The sequence below is a fragment of the Methylobacterium sp. P1-11 genome (assembly GCF_008329595.1).
In the GTDB taxonomy this organism is placed as follows: Bacteria; Pseudomonadota; Alphaproteobacteria; order Rhizobiales; family Beijerinckiaceae; genus Methylobacterium.
On sequence record NZ_NPKS01000015.1, the window covers coordinates 110,126 to 125,753 of the forward strand.

15 protein-coding genes are annotated in these 15,628 nt (G+C 70.7%); 9 read left to right on the forward strand and 6 right to left on the reverse strand.

All coding sequences use genetic code 11. The annotated features are described in order from the left end of the window. Window positions 1–12: 12 nt before the first annotated feature. From CIW48_RS16780 to CIW48_RS16795, 4 genes are all read left to right on the forward strand, one after another. A complete protein-coding gene (locus tag CIW48_RS16780; protein ID WP_149311841.1) occupies window positions 13–651 on the forward strand; it encodes a 2,3-bisphosphoglycerate-dependent phosphoglycerate mutase in 639 nt (212 codons plus the stop codon). After that, on the forward strand, window positions 652–1,299 hold the full coding sequence (locus CIW48_RS16785) for an alpha-ketoglutarate-dependent dioxygenase AlkB (protein ID WP_149311781.1): 648 nt from the start codon (window positions 652–654) through the stop codon (window positions 1,297–1,299). Next, on the forward strand, window positions 1,296–2,654 hold the full coding sequence (locus CIW48_RS34700) for a DUF817 family protein (protein WP_149311782.1): 1,359 nt from the start codon (window positions 1,296–1,298) through the stop codon (window positions 2,652–2,654). Before CIW48_RS16785 ends, CIW48_RS34700 begins: the two co-directional genes overlap by 4 nt. A 75-nt stretch (window positions 2,655–2,729) precedes the next feature. Further along, on the forward strand, window positions 2,730–3,698 hold the full coding sequence (locus CIW48_RS16795) for a hypothetical protein (RefSeq protein ID WP_149311783.1): 969 nt from the start codon (window positions 2,730–2,732) through the stop codon (window positions 3,696–3,698). A 4-nt stretch (window positions 3,699–3,702) separates the two neighbouring features. Here CIW48_RS16795 and CIW48_RS16800 read toward each other — a convergent pair whose 3' ends face one another. The 3 genes from CIW48_RS16800 to CIW48_RS16810 form a co-directional block, all read right to left on the reverse strand. Beyond that, on the reverse strand, window positions 3,703–5,322 hold the full coding sequence (locus tag CIW48_RS16800; protein WP_149311784.1) for a gamma-glutamyltransferase family protein: 1,620 nt from the start codon (window positions 5,320–5,322) through the stop codon (window positions 3,703–3,705). Window positions 5,323–5,479: 157 nt separating this feature from the next. Further along, complete coding sequence (locus tag CIW48_RS16805; RefSeq protein ID WP_149311785.1) at window positions 5,480–5,902, reverse strand: hypothetical protein; 423 nt, start codon at window positions 5,900–5,902, stop codon at window positions 5,480–5,482. A gap of 136 nt (window positions 5,903–6,038) precedes the next feature. Then, entirely contained in the window at window positions 6,039–6,863 is an 825-nt protein-coding gene (locus CIW48_RS16810) for a hypothetical protein (RefSeq protein ID WP_246695281.1), read from the reverse strand. 334 nt (window positions 6,864–7,197) lie between these two features. Here CIW48_RS16810 and CIW48_RS16815 point away from each other — a divergent pair, with 334 nt between their 5' ends. Both CIW48_RS16815 and CIW48_RS16820 read left to right on the forward strand, forming a co-directional pair. After that, a complete protein-coding gene (locus CIW48_RS16815; protein ID WP_149311786.1) occupies window positions 7,198–8,235 on the forward strand; it encodes an aspartate-semialdehyde dehydrogenase in 1,038 nt (345 codons plus the stop codon). A gap of 127 nt (window positions 8,236–8,362) precedes the next feature. Next, entirely contained in the window at window positions 8,363–10,195 is a 1,833-nt protein-coding gene (locus CIW48_RS16820) for an alkaline phosphatase family protein (RefSeq protein WP_149311787.1), read from the forward strand. 207 nt (window positions 10,196–10,402) lie between these two features. On the opposite strand, the gene CIW48_RS16825 is transcribed toward CIW48_RS16820, so the two are convergent. The 3 genes from CIW48_RS16825 to CIW48_RS16835 all read right to left on the reverse strand — a co-directional run bounded on the left by CIW48_RS16825 (window position 10,403) and on the right by CIW48_RS16835 (window position 11,932). Then, the gene (locus CIW48_RS16825) at window positions 10,403–10,681 is read right to left on the reverse strand and encodes a DUF2312 domain-containing protein (RefSeq protein WP_026604676.1); all 279 of its coding nucleotides are present in this window, start codon (window positions 10,679–10,681) and stop codon (window positions 10,403–10,405) included. 116 nt (window positions 10,682–10,797) lie between these two features. Then, entirely contained in the window at window positions 10,798–11,106 is a 309-nt protein-coding gene (locus CIW48_RS16830) for a DUF1244 domain-containing protein (protein ID WP_149311788.1), read from the reverse strand. Window positions 11,107–11,167: 61 nt separating this feature from the next. Continuing rightward, complete coding sequence (locus tag CIW48_RS16835; RefSeq protein WP_149311789.1) at window positions 11,168–11,932, reverse strand: N-formylglutamate amidohydrolase; 765 nt, start codon at window positions 11,930–11,932, stop codon at window positions 11,168–11,170. 178 nt (window positions 11,933–12,110) lie between these two features. Between CIW48_RS16835 and CIW48_RS16840 the strand changes: the two genes are divergently transcribed. The 3 genes from CIW48_RS16840 (at window position 12,111) to pyk (ending at window position 15,454) form a co-directional block, all read left to right on the forward strand. Next, window positions 12,111–13,430 carry a glycerate kinase gene (locus CIW48_RS16840; RefSeq protein WP_149311790.1) on the forward strand — a complete coding sequence of 440 codons (1,320 nt, stop codon included), beginning with the start codon at window positions 12,111–12,113 and terminating at the stop codon, window positions 13,428–13,430. Window positions 13,431–13,467: 37 nt separating this feature from the next. Next, the gene (locus tag CIW48_RS16845; protein WP_149311791.1) at window positions 13,468–13,878 is read left to right on the forward strand and encodes a DUF1036 domain-containing protein; all 411 of its coding nucleotides are present in this window, start codon (window positions 13,468–13,470) and stop codon (window positions 13,876–13,878) included. A 139-nt stretch (window positions 13,879–14,017) separates the two neighbouring features. After that, the gene (gene pyk, locus CIW48_RS16850) at window positions 14,018–15,454 is read left to right on the forward strand and encodes a pyruvate kinase (RefSeq protein ID WP_149311792.1); all 1,437 of its coding nucleotides are present in this window, start codon (window positions 14,018–14,020) and stop codon (window positions 15,452–15,454) included. The last annotated feature ends 174 nt before the right edge of the window (window positions 15,455–15,628 follow it).

Genomic DNA, 15,628 nt, shown 5'->3' on the forward strand with positions numbered 1-15,628 from the left:
GGCGCGGCCTCGATGGAGCGGCTGCTCGTCCTCGTCCGGCACGGCCAGAGCGAGTGGAACCTCCAGAACCTGTTCACCGGCTGGCGCGACCCGGACTTGACCGAGCGCGGCGTCGCCGAGGCCCGGGCGGCCGGGCGCGAGTTGAGGCGGGATGGCTACGGCTTCGACGTGGCCTTCACCTCCGAGCTGATCCGGGCGCAGCATACCTGCGCGCTAATTCTGGAGGAGATGGGCCTCTCCGATATCCCGATCCTGCGCGAGCGCGCCCTGAACGAACGCGATTACGGCGACCTCTCAGGCCTCAACAAGGACGAGGCCCGCGCCCGCTGGGGCGACGCGCAGGTCCAGGCTTGGCGCCGGGGCTACGACGTGCGGCCGCCCGGCGGCGAGAGCCTGAAGGACACGGCCGCGCGGGTGCTGCCCTGCTACGTTGCGGCGATCCTGCCGCGCGTGATGGCTGGCCAGCGGGTCACGGTGGTGGCCCACGGCAACTCGCTGCGTGCCCTGGTCATGGTCCTCGACGGCCTGACCGAGGCGCAGGTGCCGGATCTCCAGATCCGGACCGGCGTGCCGCTGGTCTACCGGCTGAACGCCGACACCACGGTCGCGTCGAAGACCGTGCTGGGGCAGGACGTCGACGCGGGAAGCTAAGTGGCGACGGAACTCGCTCCCGGCCTGATCCACCATCCGGGCTTCCTCGACGCGGCCGCCCGCGCGCGGCTCGCCGCCGAGATCGCCGCGATCCTCGCCGAGGCGCCACCCGTCACGCCGCGGATGCCCCGCACCGGCAAGCCGTTCTCGGTGCGGATGTCGAATGCCGGCCCCCTCGGCTGGGTCTCGGACGTTGCCGGCTACCGCTACCAGCCCGACCATCCCGAGACTGGTCGGCCCTGGCCGGCCCTGCCGCCGACTGCTCGCGCGGCCTGGGCGGCGCTGGCGGCCTATCCGGCGCCGCCGGAAGCCTGCCTCATCAACCTCTACGCGCCGGGCACCCGCATGGGCCTCCACCAGGATCGCGACGAGGCCGATCTCGCCGCGCCGGTCCTGTCGCTGTCCCTCGGCGCGGCGGCCCTGTTCCGCTACGGCGGCCTGAGCCGGTCGGACTCGACCCGCTCGATCCGGCTGCAGGCCGGCGACGCGCTGGTGATGGGCGGCGCATCGCGGCTGGCTTTCCACGGCATCGACCGGCTCTACCCGGACGGCGACCTGCTGGCGGCGGCGGACGGGCCCACTTTCCTGCCGCCGGGCGGCCGCTGCAATCTCACCCTGAGACGGGTCACGGTGCCGGCCCCGCCATGACGCGCGAGCGAGATCCGGAGCAAAGGCCGACCGCGATGCCGCCGGCGATTCCGGGCGGGCGCGTCAGCGCGGCGGCCCAGTGGCCTGCACTCGCCGGCTTCGTCGCGGCCGAGGCCCGCCTCCAGGAGGCGGCTCTGGCGCGCGGGCGCGTCACGGCCGGGCTCTACGAGTTCGTCAGGTTCGGGCTCAAGCAGGGCTGGGCCTGCCTGTTCGGCGGCCTGCTCCTGGCACTCATGCTCGGCACGCGCCTCGTCTGGCCGGCCCACGCGCCCGTCGCCCGGTACGACGCGCTGTTCCTCGCCGCCCTCATGCTCCAGGTCGCGATGCTACGGCTGCGGATGGAGACGTGGTCGGAGGCCCGGGTGATCCTGGTCTTCCACGTCATCGGCACGGCCATGGAGATCCACAAGACCGCCATCGGCAGCTGGGTTTACCCGGAGGCGAACCTGTTCCGGCTCGGCGGCGTCCCGCTGTTCACGGGCTTCATGTACGCCGCGGTCGGCAGCTACCTCGCCCGCGTCTGGCGCCTGTTCGATTTCCGCTTCACGCGGCACCCGAGCCTGCGCCTTCTCGCGGTCCTGTCGGTGGCGATCTACGTCAATTTCCTCATCGATCATCGCGGCATCGACCTGCGCGTCGGCCTCATCGTGGTCGCGGTCGCAGCCTTCGCCCCCGCGACCGTGTACTTCAAGGTCTGGCGGGAGCACCGCACCATGCCGCTCCTGCTCGGCCTGATGCTCGTCGCGCTGTTCATCTGGTTCGCCGAGAATCTCGGCACGCTGTCCGGCACGTGGCTCTACCCGAACCAGCGGCACCACTGGTCGATCGTCCCGGTGGCCAAGCTCTCGTCCTGGTTCCTGCTGATGATCGTGTCCTACACCCTGGTCGCGCGGGTGAACGGGATCGCAACCTGGCCGGCCGTGCCGGCCGCGCCCGCCCGGCGGGATCTGCCGATGGCCCGGGCGATCCATCTCGGCCTCGCGGCCGCCGTGATTGCCCTCGGCCTGCTGCTACGCCTGCCACACTGGGGCGTGCCGCTCGCGGTCCACCATTACGGCGGCGGGATCCTGTGGGGGGCGATGCTGTTCCTGCTGGTCTCCGCCCTGCGACCGATGGGCTGGGGTCTGCACGCCTGCCTGATCGCCGCCTGCGCGGCCGCCGCGCTCATCGAGGGCAGCCGGCTCGTCCACACCCCGGCTCTGGACACTTTCCGGACGACCCTTCCAGGTCAGCTCCTCCTGGGCTCCATCTTCTCAGCTTGGAATCTCCTCGCCTACGCCGTCGGGATCGGTGCGGCCGCCGCGCTCGCGGTTTCCCTTCATCGTGAACGCAGGCGCGCCGCGTTGCCGGCTTGACAGAACAGGTCGCCCGGCAGACCCATCGCGTGCGGACTAACCCCAAGTTGGGTCCACCAGGAGAACCGGTTTTCGATGCGGATGCGCAACCTGACGCTGCGTCTGGGACGGGTTCTGTGCGCAGCCGCGCTGGCGGCCAGCCTCGGCTCGGCCGCCCGGGCCGGCGATCCCGTCTATCCCGCGGGCTCGCGCTTCGGCTTCGACCCGCCCGCCGACATGTCGCTGTCGCGGCGTTTCTCGGGCTTCGAGCGGAAGGAGGGCGGCGCGACCGTGTCGGTCGTCGAGCTGCCCCCGAACGCTTTCGCGGAACTCGTCAGCGGCTTCACCGACGCCAACCTGCTCAGCCAGGGCTTCGCGGTCGAGAAGCGCGAGGAGGTCAAGATCGGCGACAACGAGGGCATGCTCTACACCGGTGAGCAGCCCGCCGATCCGGGCTCATCCGCGCCGGCGATCCGGAAGTGGATCCTAGTGGTCGGCACGCCGACCGTGACCGGGCTGATCATCGCCCAGGCACTACCCGACGCCGAGACCGAGGCGTCGATGCGCAAGATGGTGACGGGCGTCACCCTCCGGCCGGCCCTGTCGCTGACCCAGCAGGTCGACGCGCTGCCCTTCCGCATCGCCGACATGGCGGGCTTCCGACCCGTGCGGGTGATGGCCGGCAACTCGGTCCTCCTCACCATCGGGCCCAAGGACCAGATGCAGAATCTGGAACAGCCGATCCTCGTCCTGGCGCAAGCCGTGCAGCAGCCGCCCGGGGCCGAGCAGCGGGACGGCTTCGCCCGCGCCGCCCTGGCGTCCAACCAGACCCTCAAGGACTTCGTCTTCGAGCGGGCGCAGAGCTACCGCTCGAACGGCGTCGACTGGCACGAGATCGTGGCCCGCGCCCTGGACCAGCCGACCAACCAGCCCGTGGTGGTCATGCAGACCATCCGGTTCGCACCGGACGGCTACATCCGTGCCCTCGGCGTCGTGCGGCAGGATCAGCGCGACGGCGTCCTCGCCAAGTTCCGCCAGGTGGTGGACAGCCTCCAAGTGAAATAGCGCCTCACCAGACGGCAGCCTGCCCGTCGCGGCGCGGGTCGCTCGCCGCCACGTAGCCCTCGACGGCCGGATCGCCCATGCGCCAGATGAACTGGCCGGCTCCGAAATCCTGGTAGCTGTCCTCGATCACCTCAAGCCGGTGGCCGAGGGCCTTGAGGCGCTCCAGGGTGGCTCCCGGCATCGCTGCCTCGACGTTGATGTCAAGGCCCTCGTTCACCCGCCAGCGGGGCGCGTCGCAGGCCGCCTGCGGGTTCTGGCCGTGGTCGATCATCCGCACCAGGGTCTGGACGTGCCCCTGGGGCTGCATGTTGCCGCCCATCACGCCGAAGCTCATCACCGGCGCGCCGTCCTTCGTGAGGAAGCCCGGGATGATGGTGTGGAACGGGCGCTTGCCGGGCGCCACCACGTTCGGGCTCTCCGGATCGAGCACGAACCCGTAGCCGCGATTCTGTAGGGAGATGCCCCAGCCCGGGATGACGACGCCCGAGCCGAAGCCCATGAAGTTCGATTGGATGAAGCTCACCATCATGCCGGATTCGTCGGCCGCGGTGAGGTAGATCGTGCCGCCCGCGGGCGGCTTGCCCGGCCCGAAGACCTGAGCCCGATTCCGGTCGATCAGCTTGGCGCGCTCCGCGAGGTAGGCAGGGTCGAGCATGGCCTCCGGCGTCACCTCCATCCCGCGCGGGTCGGCGACGTACCGGTAGGTGTCGCTGAAGGCGAGCTTCATCGCCTCGATCTGCAGGTGCTGCGCGTCCGGCCCGTCCACCGGCAGGCCGCCGAGATCGAACTGTTCGAGAAGGCCCAGCGCGATCTGGGCCGCGATGCCCTGGCCGTTCGGTGGGATCTCGTGCAGCGTGTAGCCGTGGTAGTCCTTCGCGGTCGGCGTCACCCATTCGGGGCGGAACGCCGCGAGGTCGGCGGCCGTCATCGCGCCCCCGTTCGCCCGCGCGTGCGCGGCGATCGCTTCGGCGATCTCGCCCCGGTAGAAGGCCTCGCCCTTGGTCTCGCCGATCAGCCGCAGGGTCTTCTCGGCGCCCGGGAAGGTCACCAACTCGCCGACATCCGGCGCCCGACCCCGCGGCAGGAAGAACTCCGAGAAGCCCGGCTGGCGGGTGAGCGCCTCGATCCGGGCCGCGGCCGCCCATTTCTGCTGGACGACGACCGGCGCGAGATAGCCGCGCTCGGCGATGCGGATCGCGGGCTGCATCAGGTCGGCGAAGGGGAGGCGGCCGAAGCGCTCGCTCAGCGCCGCCCATGCTGCGACCGCGCCCGGCACGGTCACCGAGTCCCATCCACGCATCGGCGGCCGCTCGGCGGCGCCGTATTTCCGCAGGAAGTAATCCTGGCTCCAGGCGGCCGGAGCCCCGCCCGAGGCGTTGAGGCCGTGCAGCGCCTTCCCGTCCCACAGGATGCAGAAGGCGTCGGAGCCGAGGCCGTTGCTGCACGGCTCGGTGACGGTCTTGGCAGCCGCCGTGGCGATCGCGGCGTCGACCGCGTTGCCGCCGGCCTGCAGCATCTGGATGCCGGCCTGCGCCGCCAGCGCGTGCGAGGTCGCAACGCAGTTACGCCCGAACATCGGCATCCGCAGCGACGGATATCCGGTCACCCAGTCGAACGGCTTCATGGCACAGTTCCCGGCCTCGGCAGCCCACGCGCTCCCGCAGCCCTTGGCATACAGGATATCCGGCGTCGGTGAAGGCGCGGCCGGGCTCGACCGCCAACGAAAAACGCGGGCCCGAGGACCCGCGCTTCACGAACGTCATGCAGCCTGGATGGGCCGCTCAGTAGGGGCGGCCGTAGAGTGGCGATGTCGGATCCATCCGGTCGACGAAGGACAGGTCGACGTTGCGGATCGCCGAGGAGCGAGCGCCGATGAACGGCCCGTTGGTGATCGGGTCCGGCAGGATGCCGCGGCCGAAGCGATCCGTCGGACCGTAGGGCGGGGTCAGCTGGTTCGAGGCCGCGATCAGGTAGGGGTTCAGAGCCGGGTTGCGCGAGCCGCCGGCGCCCGGAACGTTCGAGGTCAGCGGCACGTTTCCGGCGTCCAGCCAACTGCGCGGGCGCACGCGGATCGGAAGCGGCCGGCTGACCCGGTAGATCGGGCCGGGGACGTAGCCATCCTGAGCCTGGGCGGGCGCGGAGGCCAGAGCGCCGAGGCCGGTGGCGGCGACGACGCCGAGAAGGGCGATCTTAAGCGAGCGCATGGCCAACCTTGTCCTTGAGTGCCATCAGTATGGCGGCCGAAGCTTAACAGTTCGCCGCCTTTGACGATAAGACGCTTGGGCGAGGCTGTTGTTCCGCAATTATGGCTGAGCTTGTGCGTTTTGCCACACTCCAGCCTCATTTTTTATTTTGTGGCCGCCGGCTTAGCGATCCGACCCTGCTCTGAGCCTCCGACCCGGCCGTCGCCGGGCACGCGCCTGCAGGATCTGGCGCGGCCGCGAAGGCCGCGGTCGTGCCGGCATCAGCGAGGTCGACGAGGCTCAGGGCGTCGAGCATGCAGCCGAGGGCCTGCGGCTCCGGCGGGCGCGCCAGGGGGGCGCAGAGCCACCCGTCGAGCTGGAACGCCGCGTCGCGGGTGACGAAGCCGGTGCAGGTCCTCTGCGACGGGCCCGCGAAGGTCACGTCCAGGGTCTCGACCGCGCCGAACTTGGTTCGGACCTGGCCGCGCGCACCGGTTCTTGCGACCGCCAGAGCGGGCCGGTCGAGGGCCGGACCGTTCGCAGCGCGCCGGGCCATCAGGACGAAGAGCGTTGGCGGTGCACCGGACTGAAGGCCGCGGGTGAGCTGGATCCGCAGAGCCGGCGCCTCGACCGCCGCGAAGTCGCCGCGGGTGAGCGTGTCCTCGCGCAGCCCGGTCCGCGGATCGACGCGGGCGGTGACGCGCACCGGATCAAGCCCCGGCTCCGCTAGGCCGAACTGGGCGACCGCGGCCGCGGGCGGCGCCGGCGAGGCCTGCACGGAGGGGACGAAGGGAGTCGCTGCGGCCGGCGGCGCGACTGGCGGAGCCTCGCCGGGCCAGCGGGGAAGAACCCAGAGCAGGGCGATCGCCGCTGAGGCCAGGGCGATGCGCAGCCCCAGCGAGGCCTTGGAGCCTGGCGCGTCCGGCGCGCGCGCGAACCGGCCGCGCGGGATGCCGAACCCGATCCGATCGACGAGGGGCACTGTTCCGGTCAGGGGCGTGGCTCCGTAGCGACCGCGGGCCGCGGGGCTGGGCCGCCAGGGTCGCGCCGAAGGATTGAATTCCCTTTCCGTGCCCGAGGCCGTCACCGGGTTTCCGGGGGAAGGGTGAATCGAGTGTTGCGCCCTCGGCGGCCTTGACAGCGCGCGCCCAGGCGCGCCTTGCTCGACCCGGCCGTCAGCCCCACCTCTGCGGAGGACGGGGTCTGCGGCCGCGCCCATTTGGCGGGCGCGTCCGGCACGAACGATCCTTCGGCCGATTGTACTGGCACAGGCGCGGCACCCGGATCGGTCGGGGTTTTCCGCGCGGAGACGAGAGATGGGTTACAAGGTCGCCGTCGTCGGCGCCACGGGCAACGTGGGCCGCGAGATGCTCGATATCCTGGCCGAGCGGGCTTTCCCCGCCGACGAGGTCGTGGCGCTGGCCTCGCGCCGCAGCCAGGGTCAGGAAGTCTCCTACGGCGACAAGACGCTCAAGGTCAAAACGCTGGACACGTACGACTTCTCCGACACCGACATCTGCCTCATGTCGGCGGGCGGCGAGGCGTCGAAGGAGTGGTCGCCCCGCATCGGTCAGACAGGCTGCGTGGTCATCGATAACTCGTCAGCGTTCCGCTACGACGCCGACGTGCCGCTGATCGTGCCCGAGGTGAACGCCGACGCCGTGGTCGGCTTCACCAAGCGCAACATCATCGCCAACCCGAACTGCTCGACCGCGCAGCTGGTCGTCGCGCTCAAGCCCCTTCACGAGGCGGCCACGATCAAGCGCGTGGTGGTCTCGACCTACCAGTCGGTCTCCGGCGCCGGTAAGGAGGCGATGGACGAGCTGTTCAACCAGACCCGCGCCGTGTTCACCGCCGGCGAGATCAAGCAGGGCGGCAAGTTCACCAAGCGCATCGCCTTCAACGTCATCCCCCATATCGACGTGTTCATGGAGGATGGCTACACGAAGGAAGAGTGGAAGATGGTCGCCGAGACCAAGAAGATGCTCGACCCGAAGATCAAGCTGACGGCGACCGCCGTCCGCGTTCCGGTCTTCATCGGGCACGCGGAAGCGGTGAACGTCGAGTTCGAGCACCCGCTCTCGGCCGAGAAGGCCACCGAGATCCTGCGCGCCGCTCCAGGCGTGCTGGTGATCGATAAGCGCGAGAACGGCGGCTACATGACCCCCCACGAGGCGGCCGGCGAGGACGCGACCTACATCTCGCGCATCCGCGAGGACGCGACGGTCGAGAACGGCCTGAATTTCTGGTGCGTCTCGGACAATCTGCGCAAGGGCGCGGCCCTCAACGCGGTGCAGATCGCCGAGGTGCTGGTCAACCGGAAGCTGCTGAACCGCGCCAAGCGCGCGGCCTGAGACCCGTCCCCCTCCCGCCGGGAGGGGGATACTCCCGACGGACTTTTGGGACACGATCCCTAGGATCCGTCACGCGCCTGTCATCGTTCGGGCTCACGCCGCGGACCGGATCACTCGGAGATTCGGTATGCGGCGCGTCCTCGTTTCCTGTCTCATCGGCCTGAGCATCGCCGGGCCGGCCCGCGCCGAGCCGCAGCCCCGCAACGTTGTGCTGTTCATCGCCGACGGGCTGCGCGACGGGCTCGTGAGCGCCGCCACCACGCCGGCCATGGACGGCCTGATGAAGGCCGGGGTGCGGTTCACCAACACCCACTCCCTGTTCCCGACCTTCACCATGCCGAACGCCACCGCCATGGCGACCGGCCATATGCTGGGTGATACCGGCCAGTTCGGGAACACGATCTACACGGCCTTCCCGGTCCCCGGGGCGGGCGAGAGCCTCACGCCGTTTCTGGAGAGCGACCCGGTCCTGGGCGACGTCGATGCGCATTTCGCCGGCAACTACCTCAACGAGGAGACGATCCTGCGGGCGGCGCACGCGCAGGGCCTCTCGACCGCCAGCATCGGCAAGCTCGGGCCCTCGCTGGTCTTCGACCACACGGGGCGCTCCGGGCAGGACAGCGTCTTGGTCGACGACAGCACGGGCCGGGCCGGCGGCATCCCGCTGAGCGAGGACCTCCGCGCGCGCCTCGCCGCGACCGGCTTGCCGCTGCAGGCGCCGACGCGGGGCGCCAACGGCCAGTCCGGCACCGCCGAGGTGCCCGGGACGCTCGCCGCCAACGTCGAGCAGCAGGCCTACTTCACCGACGTGGCCACCAAGGCAGTCCTGCCGCTGTTCAAGGCCCGCGGAAAGCCGTTCGTGCTTGTCTACTGGTCGCGCGATCCCGACGGGACGCAGCACAATCAGGGCGACAGTCTCGGCCGGCTGGTGCCAGGGATCAACGGACTGACGAGCCTGGCGGCGATCCGCAACGCGGATTCCAACCTGGCCGCGCTGCTCGCCGCGCTGAAGGCGCAGGGCCTCGCCGAGAGCACCGACGTGATCGTCACCTCAGACCATGGCTTCTCGACCATCTCAAAGGAGAGCGCGACGAGCTTCGCCGCGTCGCAGACCTACCGCGGTGTTCCGAAAGGCCAGCTTCCGCCCGGCTTCCTCGCCGTCGATCTCGCACACGACCTCGGGCTCAGCCTGTTCGACCCGGACGCGAAGGGCGCCAAGCTCGGTCCTGACGCCTTCCCGAGCCGGGCCAACGGCCTGATCGGTACGGACCCGGCCAAGCCGGCGGTCGTGGTCGCGGCCAACGGCGGCTCGGATCTGGTCTACCTGCCGGAGGGCGACCGGGCGCTGGCGCAGCGCGTGGTCGAGGTCCTGGCCCGCCAGGATTACGTGAGCGGCCTGTTCGTCAGCGCGGCCCTCGGCCCGATCCCGGGAACGCTGCCCCTCGCGGCGATCGCCCTCGACGGGTCGGCGCTGACGCCGATGCCGGCGATCGTAGTCAATTTCCGGAGCTTCTCGACCGGTTGCGCCGACCCGACCACCTGCGGGGTCGAAGTCTCCGATACCGGGCTGCAGCAGGGGCAGGGCATGCACGGCAGCTTCTCCCGCGCCGATACCCGCAACGTCATGGGCGCGATGGGGCCGAGCTTCCGGGCCGGCCTGCGGAGCCCGGTGCCGGCGAGCAACGCCGATCTCGGCAAGACGATCGCCCAGCTCCTGGGCTTGACGATCCCCGGCAAGGGCCAGCTGGTCGGACGCGTCCTGACCGAGTCACTGGCGAACGGCAGCACACCGACCTTCGCCCGGGCGGAGCTGCGCTCTGAGCCGGACGCCACGGGCCAAGTCACGGTTCTCGCCTACCAGACCGTGGGTGAGACCCGCTACTTCGATGCCGCCGGCTATCCCAGCCGCACCCTCGGCCTCGACGTGCCGGCCCTTCCGGCTGCCGCGGAGGCGCACTGAGCGTCGCGTCGTCCTACCCGCAGGGCGGAGTGCGTGGAGCGCCCCCCTCTCGCGCGCCTCCTATGAGGTGCCCGCCTCGGCGGCCCTCGAAGGAAGGCTCCAGCCTGCCGCACAATCCCAGTCGGGCTTCGTCGATGCCTCGGCCGCGCTCCGGCACCTCCAGACGCCGGCCGCGGAGGGGATGGATCGGGCTTCCGCCCGGTCCGACTACGCCATGCCGAGGGCCTGCATGTAGAGCTCGAGGATCGCCTCCTGCTCCTGGCGCTCGCTGTGGTCCTGCTTGCGGATGCGCAGGATCGTGCGGACGGCCTTCGCGTCGAAGCCCCGGCCCTTCAGCTCGGCGAACACCTCCTTGATGTCGCCCATGATGCCGGCCTTCTCTTCCTCGAGACGCTCCAGGCGCTCGATGAACTGCTTCAGCTCGTCCGCGGCCACACCCTCGGCCGACGAGACGTCGCCGCCGGGCCGCTGTGCGGCGGTGGGCATCGAATGGGCGTTCATGGGGCTCTCCCGAATGCACGGCGCGGTTGCGCCCTGGACCCGTGGTTAACGGGCCGGCCTTACCGGAAGCTTAGCCGATTCGCCGCACGCCGGTCGCCGCCTCAATGATCCTTGGGCTGCGCGGCCGCGAAGCCCGCCTGCTGCTGCGGACTCGCCTCCGTCTGGAAGCGCGCCTTCCATTCGGCGTAGGGCATCCCGTAGACCGCCTCGCGGCTCTCGTCCTTGGTCAGCGCCACGCCCGTCTCGTCGGCGGCATCCTTGAGCCAGTTCGACAGGCAGTTTCGGCAGAAGCCCGCCAGGTTCATTAGGTCGATGTTCTGCACATCCGTCCGGTTGCGCAGATGCGTGACCAGGCGGCGAAACACCGCCGCCTCGAGTTCCGTCTGGGTCCGGGGATCCATCTCGCTCATCGGTCGCACTCTCTTCAGGTCAGGCGGGCCGCTCCCGATTTCGGGAGCGGCCGCACGGAGATCAAGCCGCGAGCAGCGGGCGCAGGACGCGGGCGAAGCGCGCGGCCCACTCCGCCTGCCCGTCCGCTCCGGCGATCAGGTCCTGGCGGATCTCCACGAGGGCGTTCGCGAGGCCGCGCGCGGTGGCGTGGCGGTCGATCGTGTCGCCCGGCAGGCCGCCGCCGTAGGGCTGGTTGTCGCCGACAGTGAGCCCGGCCGGATCAGCCTCCAGGGCGCGGATGAGCGGGCGGGCGAAGCGGTCGTCGCGGTCGTACAGGACTCCGACCTGCCAGGGCCGCGCGATGCCGCGCCAATAGGGCGTGAAGCTGTGCATGGTCAGGAGCACCGGGGGCCGGCCGGATGCCTGGGCGGCGGCGATCGCCTCGTCGATGGCCGCGTCGAACGGCGCGTAGAAGCGGGCGATCCGGGCCTGCTTGCCGGCCTCGTCGATCCGGGCATTGCCCGGCACCACCGCGCCGTCAGACAGGCGCATGACCAGGGTCGGATCGTCGCGCCCGCGATTCGGGTCGATGATGAGGCGGGAGAAGTTCGTGAGGATCGCCGGGGCGCCGAGCTGCGCCGCGAGGCTGCGCGTCACCGCCGCCGCGCCGATGTCGTACGCGATGTGCCGGGCATATTCCGACGCGGGGACTCCGAGCGCGATGTCCGGCGGCACGAAGTTCGAGGCGTGGTCGCAGGCGATGACGAGGCCGCAGGCGGGCTCGCCGGGTAGGATCTCGCAGGGATGCGCCGGCGGGACGGCCGCTTCTGTCTCCGGTCGAGTCACGGGGCTCCGAGGTCTTCAGATCTGTGCGAGGGCGCCGATGGCGCTTGCCGTCGCGCGGCCGCTCGGGCAGATCACCTATCAAGGATCGTGCGCTCACGGCAAGAAACGGGCCCGCCGCCCAGAAAAGAAACGGGCGGGGAGTGCGCGACGCGAACAAGAGAGGAGCCCGTTCGACGCCATGACCGAGACCGTTCCGCCCGTCACCGACGCGGCCAACCGGGACCAGCGCGCGCTCCTCGACTCGATCCTCACGGCCGCGATCCGCGCCGCCCATCCGGATCTCTGCCTGCCGCCGCACCTGCCGGAGCCGAGCCCGGGCCGCCTGATCATCCTGGCCGCCGGCAAGGCAGCCGGCAGCATGAGCGCGGTGGCGAGCCGCTTTTACCGGCAGAAGCACGGCCTCGGTGACGACCGGATCGTCGGCCTCGCCGTGGCGCGACACGGCTACGGGCAGGACGCGCCGGGCATCCACATGGTCGAGGCGGGCCATCCGGTCCCCGACGAGGCTGGCATCTCGGCGACCCGGGAGGCCCTGCGGCTCGCCACCGAGGCCGGGCCGGACGACGAGGTCCTAGTCCTGCTGTCGGGCGGCGGCTCGGCCAACTGGATCGCCCCGGCCGGCGACCTGACACTCGTTGAGAAGCAGGCGATCACTCGGGCGATGCTCCGCTCCGGCGCGCCGATCGGCGAGATCAACACGGTGCGCAAGCACATCTCGCGGATCAAGGGCGGCCGCCTCGCCCTCGCGGCCCGCAACGCCCGGCGCGTGCTGACCCTGGCGATCTCCGATGTGCCCTTCGACGATCCTGCGGTGATCGCCTCTGGGCCGACCGTGCCCGATCCCTCGACCCTGGCCGATGCCCGGGTCATCTGCGAGAAGCGCGGCATCCCTCTGCCAGAGGAGGCGGTCCGCCTCCTCAACGACTCGAATAACGAGACTCCGAAGGCCGGCGATCCCGCCTTCGCCCGCGCCGAGTACCGCATCATCGCCCGGCCGATCGACGCCCTGAACGCCGCCGCCGAGGCAGCCCGGGCCGCCGGATACGAGCCGATTATGCTGGGTGCCGACCTGGAGGGCGAGGCCCGCGAGGTCGCGGCCGAGCACGCGGCCGAGGCCAAGCGCCACAAGGCGGCCGGCCGGCGCGTCGCGCTGATCTCCGGCGGCGAGCTCACCGTCACCATTCGCGGCGAGGGTCATGGCGGCCCGAACCAGGAATACGCCCTGGCGCTGGCCGTGGCGCTCGATGGCGAGCCCGGCATTTTCGGGATCAGCGCCGACACTGACGGGACCGACGGCGGGCGGGGCCTCGCCACCGATCCGGCGGGCGGCCTCGTCGATCCCACGACCCTGGAGCGGGCCCGCGCCGCCGGCCTCGACCCGGCCGCGATGCTGGAGCAGAACGACTCCACCGCCTTCTTCGCGGCCCTCGGCGATCTCGTGAACCCCGGTCCGACCTGCACCAATGTCAACGACTGCCGCATCATCCTCGTCAACTAGGTCTCGCATCTCGGCGGCTCAGATCCTCCCGGCAGTCATGGTCCTCGGCCTCGCACTCCTCGGCGCGAGTCCTGCCCGGGCGGACCTGCGCCTGTGCAACCAGACCGCCAGCAAGGTCGGGATCTCGCTGGGCTACCGCGACCCCCAGGGCTGGGTGACGGAGGGCTGGTGGGATCTGGCGCCGAAGGCCTGCGAGACGCTGCTCAAGGGCGCGCTGGCGGCACGGTTCTACTACGTCTTCGCGGTCGACTACACGCGCGGCGGCGAGTGGAGCGGCCGTTCGCTCATGTGCACCCGCGATTCGGAGTTCACGATTCGCGGCATCGAGGATTGTCTTGCCCGCGGCTACGACCGGAACGGCTTCTTCGAAGTCGATACCGGCGAGCAGAAGAGCTGGACCATCCAGCTCACCGATCCCAACCGGCCTGACGCGCCGGCGAAACCGTAATGTGAAGGCGGCGGCCGAGACGTCGGCCTTGACGCTGTCCGGCCAGGGATGCTCACAGCCGATCTGCGCTCGCTGAGCCAGATCTTTCAACCGCCGGCGCTCGACGCCGCGCGGCAACGAGAACACGGAGGAAATACGCTTGAAACGGTCCCGCCGCACGAAGATCGTCGCCACCCTCGGTCCGGCCTCCGATTCGCCGGAGATGATCGAGCGGCTGTTCCGCGCGGGCGTCGACGTGTTCCGGCTCAATATGAGCCACCTGCCGCGCGAGAAGCTGCCCGAGAAGGTGGAGGCGATCCGCACCATCGAGCGCGAGGCCAAGCGGCCGATCGGCATCCTGGTCGACCTGCAGGGGCCGAAGCTGCGGCTCGGCACCTTCGCGGAGGGCGCCGCGATGATCGAGGCCGGCGCGACCTTCGTGCTCGACGGCGACCCGACGCCGGGCGACGCCGCCCGCTGCCACCTGCCGCATCCCGAGATCCTTGAGGCGTTGGAGCCGGGTCACGCCATCCTGCTCGACGACGGCAAGCTGCGGCTAACCGTGGTCGAGACGGCGCACAATCGGGCCGTCACTCGCGTCGAGGTCGGCGGCCGGATCTCGAACCGGAAGGGCGTGTCCCTGCCGCACACCGTGATCCCGGTGCCGGCGATGACCGACAAGGACCGGGCGGATCTCGACGCCGGCCTGAACGCGGGCGCCGACTGGATCGCCGTGTCCTTCGTCCAGCGGCCCGAAGACGTGGCCGAGGTTAAGAAGGTCTGCGCCGGCCGTGCGCTGGTGATGGCCAAGATCGAGAAGCCGCAGGCTCTGGCGCGCCTCGACGAGATCATCGAGATCTCCGACGGGCTGATGGTCGCCCGCGGGGATCTCGGCGTTGAGATGCCCCTGGAGCAGGTCCCGGGCGTGCAGAAACGGATCACCCGCGGCGCCCGGCGCTACGGCAAGCCTGTCGTCGTGGCGACCCAGATGCTCGAATCGATGATCACCGCGCCGGTCCCGACCCGCGCCGAGGTCTCCGACGTCGCAACCGCGGTCTACGAGGGGGCGGACGCCGTGATGCTCTCCGCGGAGAGCGCCTCGGGCGCCCACCCGATCGGCGCCGTGGAGACCATGAACCGCATTGCCGAGCAGGTGGAGCGGGACGCCATCTACTGGTCGATCATCCGCGCGCAGAGCGCGACCCCCGACGAGACGGCGGCCGACGCCATCGCGGCGGCGGCCCACCAGATGGTCGACGCGCTGAGCCTCGACGCGATCATGGCCTGGACCAATTCCGGCTCCACGGCCCTGCGGCTGTCGCGCGAGCGCCCGAACGCCACCGTGATCGCGCTGACGCCCCGGCGCGAGACCGCCCGGCGCCTCGCCATGGCGTGGGGCACGCACCCGATCGTCACCAAGGACGCGAGCGACGTGGACGACATGTCGTTCCGCGCCGCAAAGTTCGCCGTGCGCGAGAAGTTCGCCGCGGTGGGCGACCGGGTGATCGTCGTGGCCGGTCTGCCGTTCGGCACGCCGGGCGCCACCAACCTCGTGCGGCTGACCTTCATCACCCGCGAGCACGCCGAGAAGGCGTAACGCGGGATCTGATCCCCGGCACTGCGTGGTCCCGGGGCGGCGCAGCGTCGCCCGGGATCAGGAGGCGCCGAAGGCGCCCATTCATGGCACGGGCGGCGGTCCTGGGTCCCGGGCTCGTCTGGCGGCGCCCCGGAATGACCGCGGAAACGACGAATGGGGCGAATCGCCGTGCCC

Bases quoted from the DNA above. Each gene is read 5' to 3' on its own strand.
- CIW48_RS16780 (WP_149311841.1), top strand. From the start codon at position 13: ATGGAGCGGCTGCTCGTCCTCGTCCGGCACGGCCAGAGCGAGTGGAAC.
- CIW48_RS34700 (WP_149311782.1), top strand. From the start codon at position 1,296: ATGACGCGCGAGCGAGATCCGGAGCAAAGGCCGACCGCGATGCCGCCG.
- CIW48_RS16795 (WP_149311783.1), top strand. From the start codon at position 2,730: ATGCGGATGCGCAACCTGACGCTGCGTCTGGGACGGGTTCTGTGCGCA.
- CIW48_RS16800 (WP_149311784.1), bottom strand. From the start codon at position 5,322: ATGAAGCCGTTCGACTGGGTGACCGGATATCCGTCGCTGCGGATGCCG.
- CIW48_RS16805 (WP_149311785.1), bottom strand. From the start codon at position 5,902: ATGCGCTCGCTTAAGATCGCCCTTCTCGGCGTCGTCGCCGCCACCGGC.
- CIW48_RS16815 (WP_149311786.1), top strand. From the start codon at position 7,198: ATGGGTTACAAGGTCGCCGTCGTCGGCGCCACGGGCAACGTGGGCCGC.
- CIW48_RS16820 (WP_149311787.1), top strand. From the start codon at position 8,363: ATGCGGCGCGTCCTCGTTTCCTGTCTCATCGGCCTGAGCATCGCCGGG.
- CIW48_RS16825 (WP_026604676.1), bottom strand. From the start codon at position 10,681: ATGCCCACCGCCGCACAGCGGCCCGGCGGCGACGTCTCGTCGGCCGAG.
- CIW48_RS16830 (WP_149311788.1), bottom strand. From the start codon at position 11,106: ATGAGCGAGATGGATCCCCGGACCCAGACGGAACTCGAGGCGGCGGTG.
- CIW48_RS16840 (WP_149311790.1), top strand. From the start codon at position 12,111: ATGACCGAGACCGTTCCGCCCGTCACCGACGCGGCCAACCGGGACCAG.
- CIW48_RS16845 (WP_149311791.1), top strand. From the start codon at position 13,468: ATGGTCCTCGGCCTCGCACTCCTCGGCGCGAGTCCTGCCCGGGCGGAC.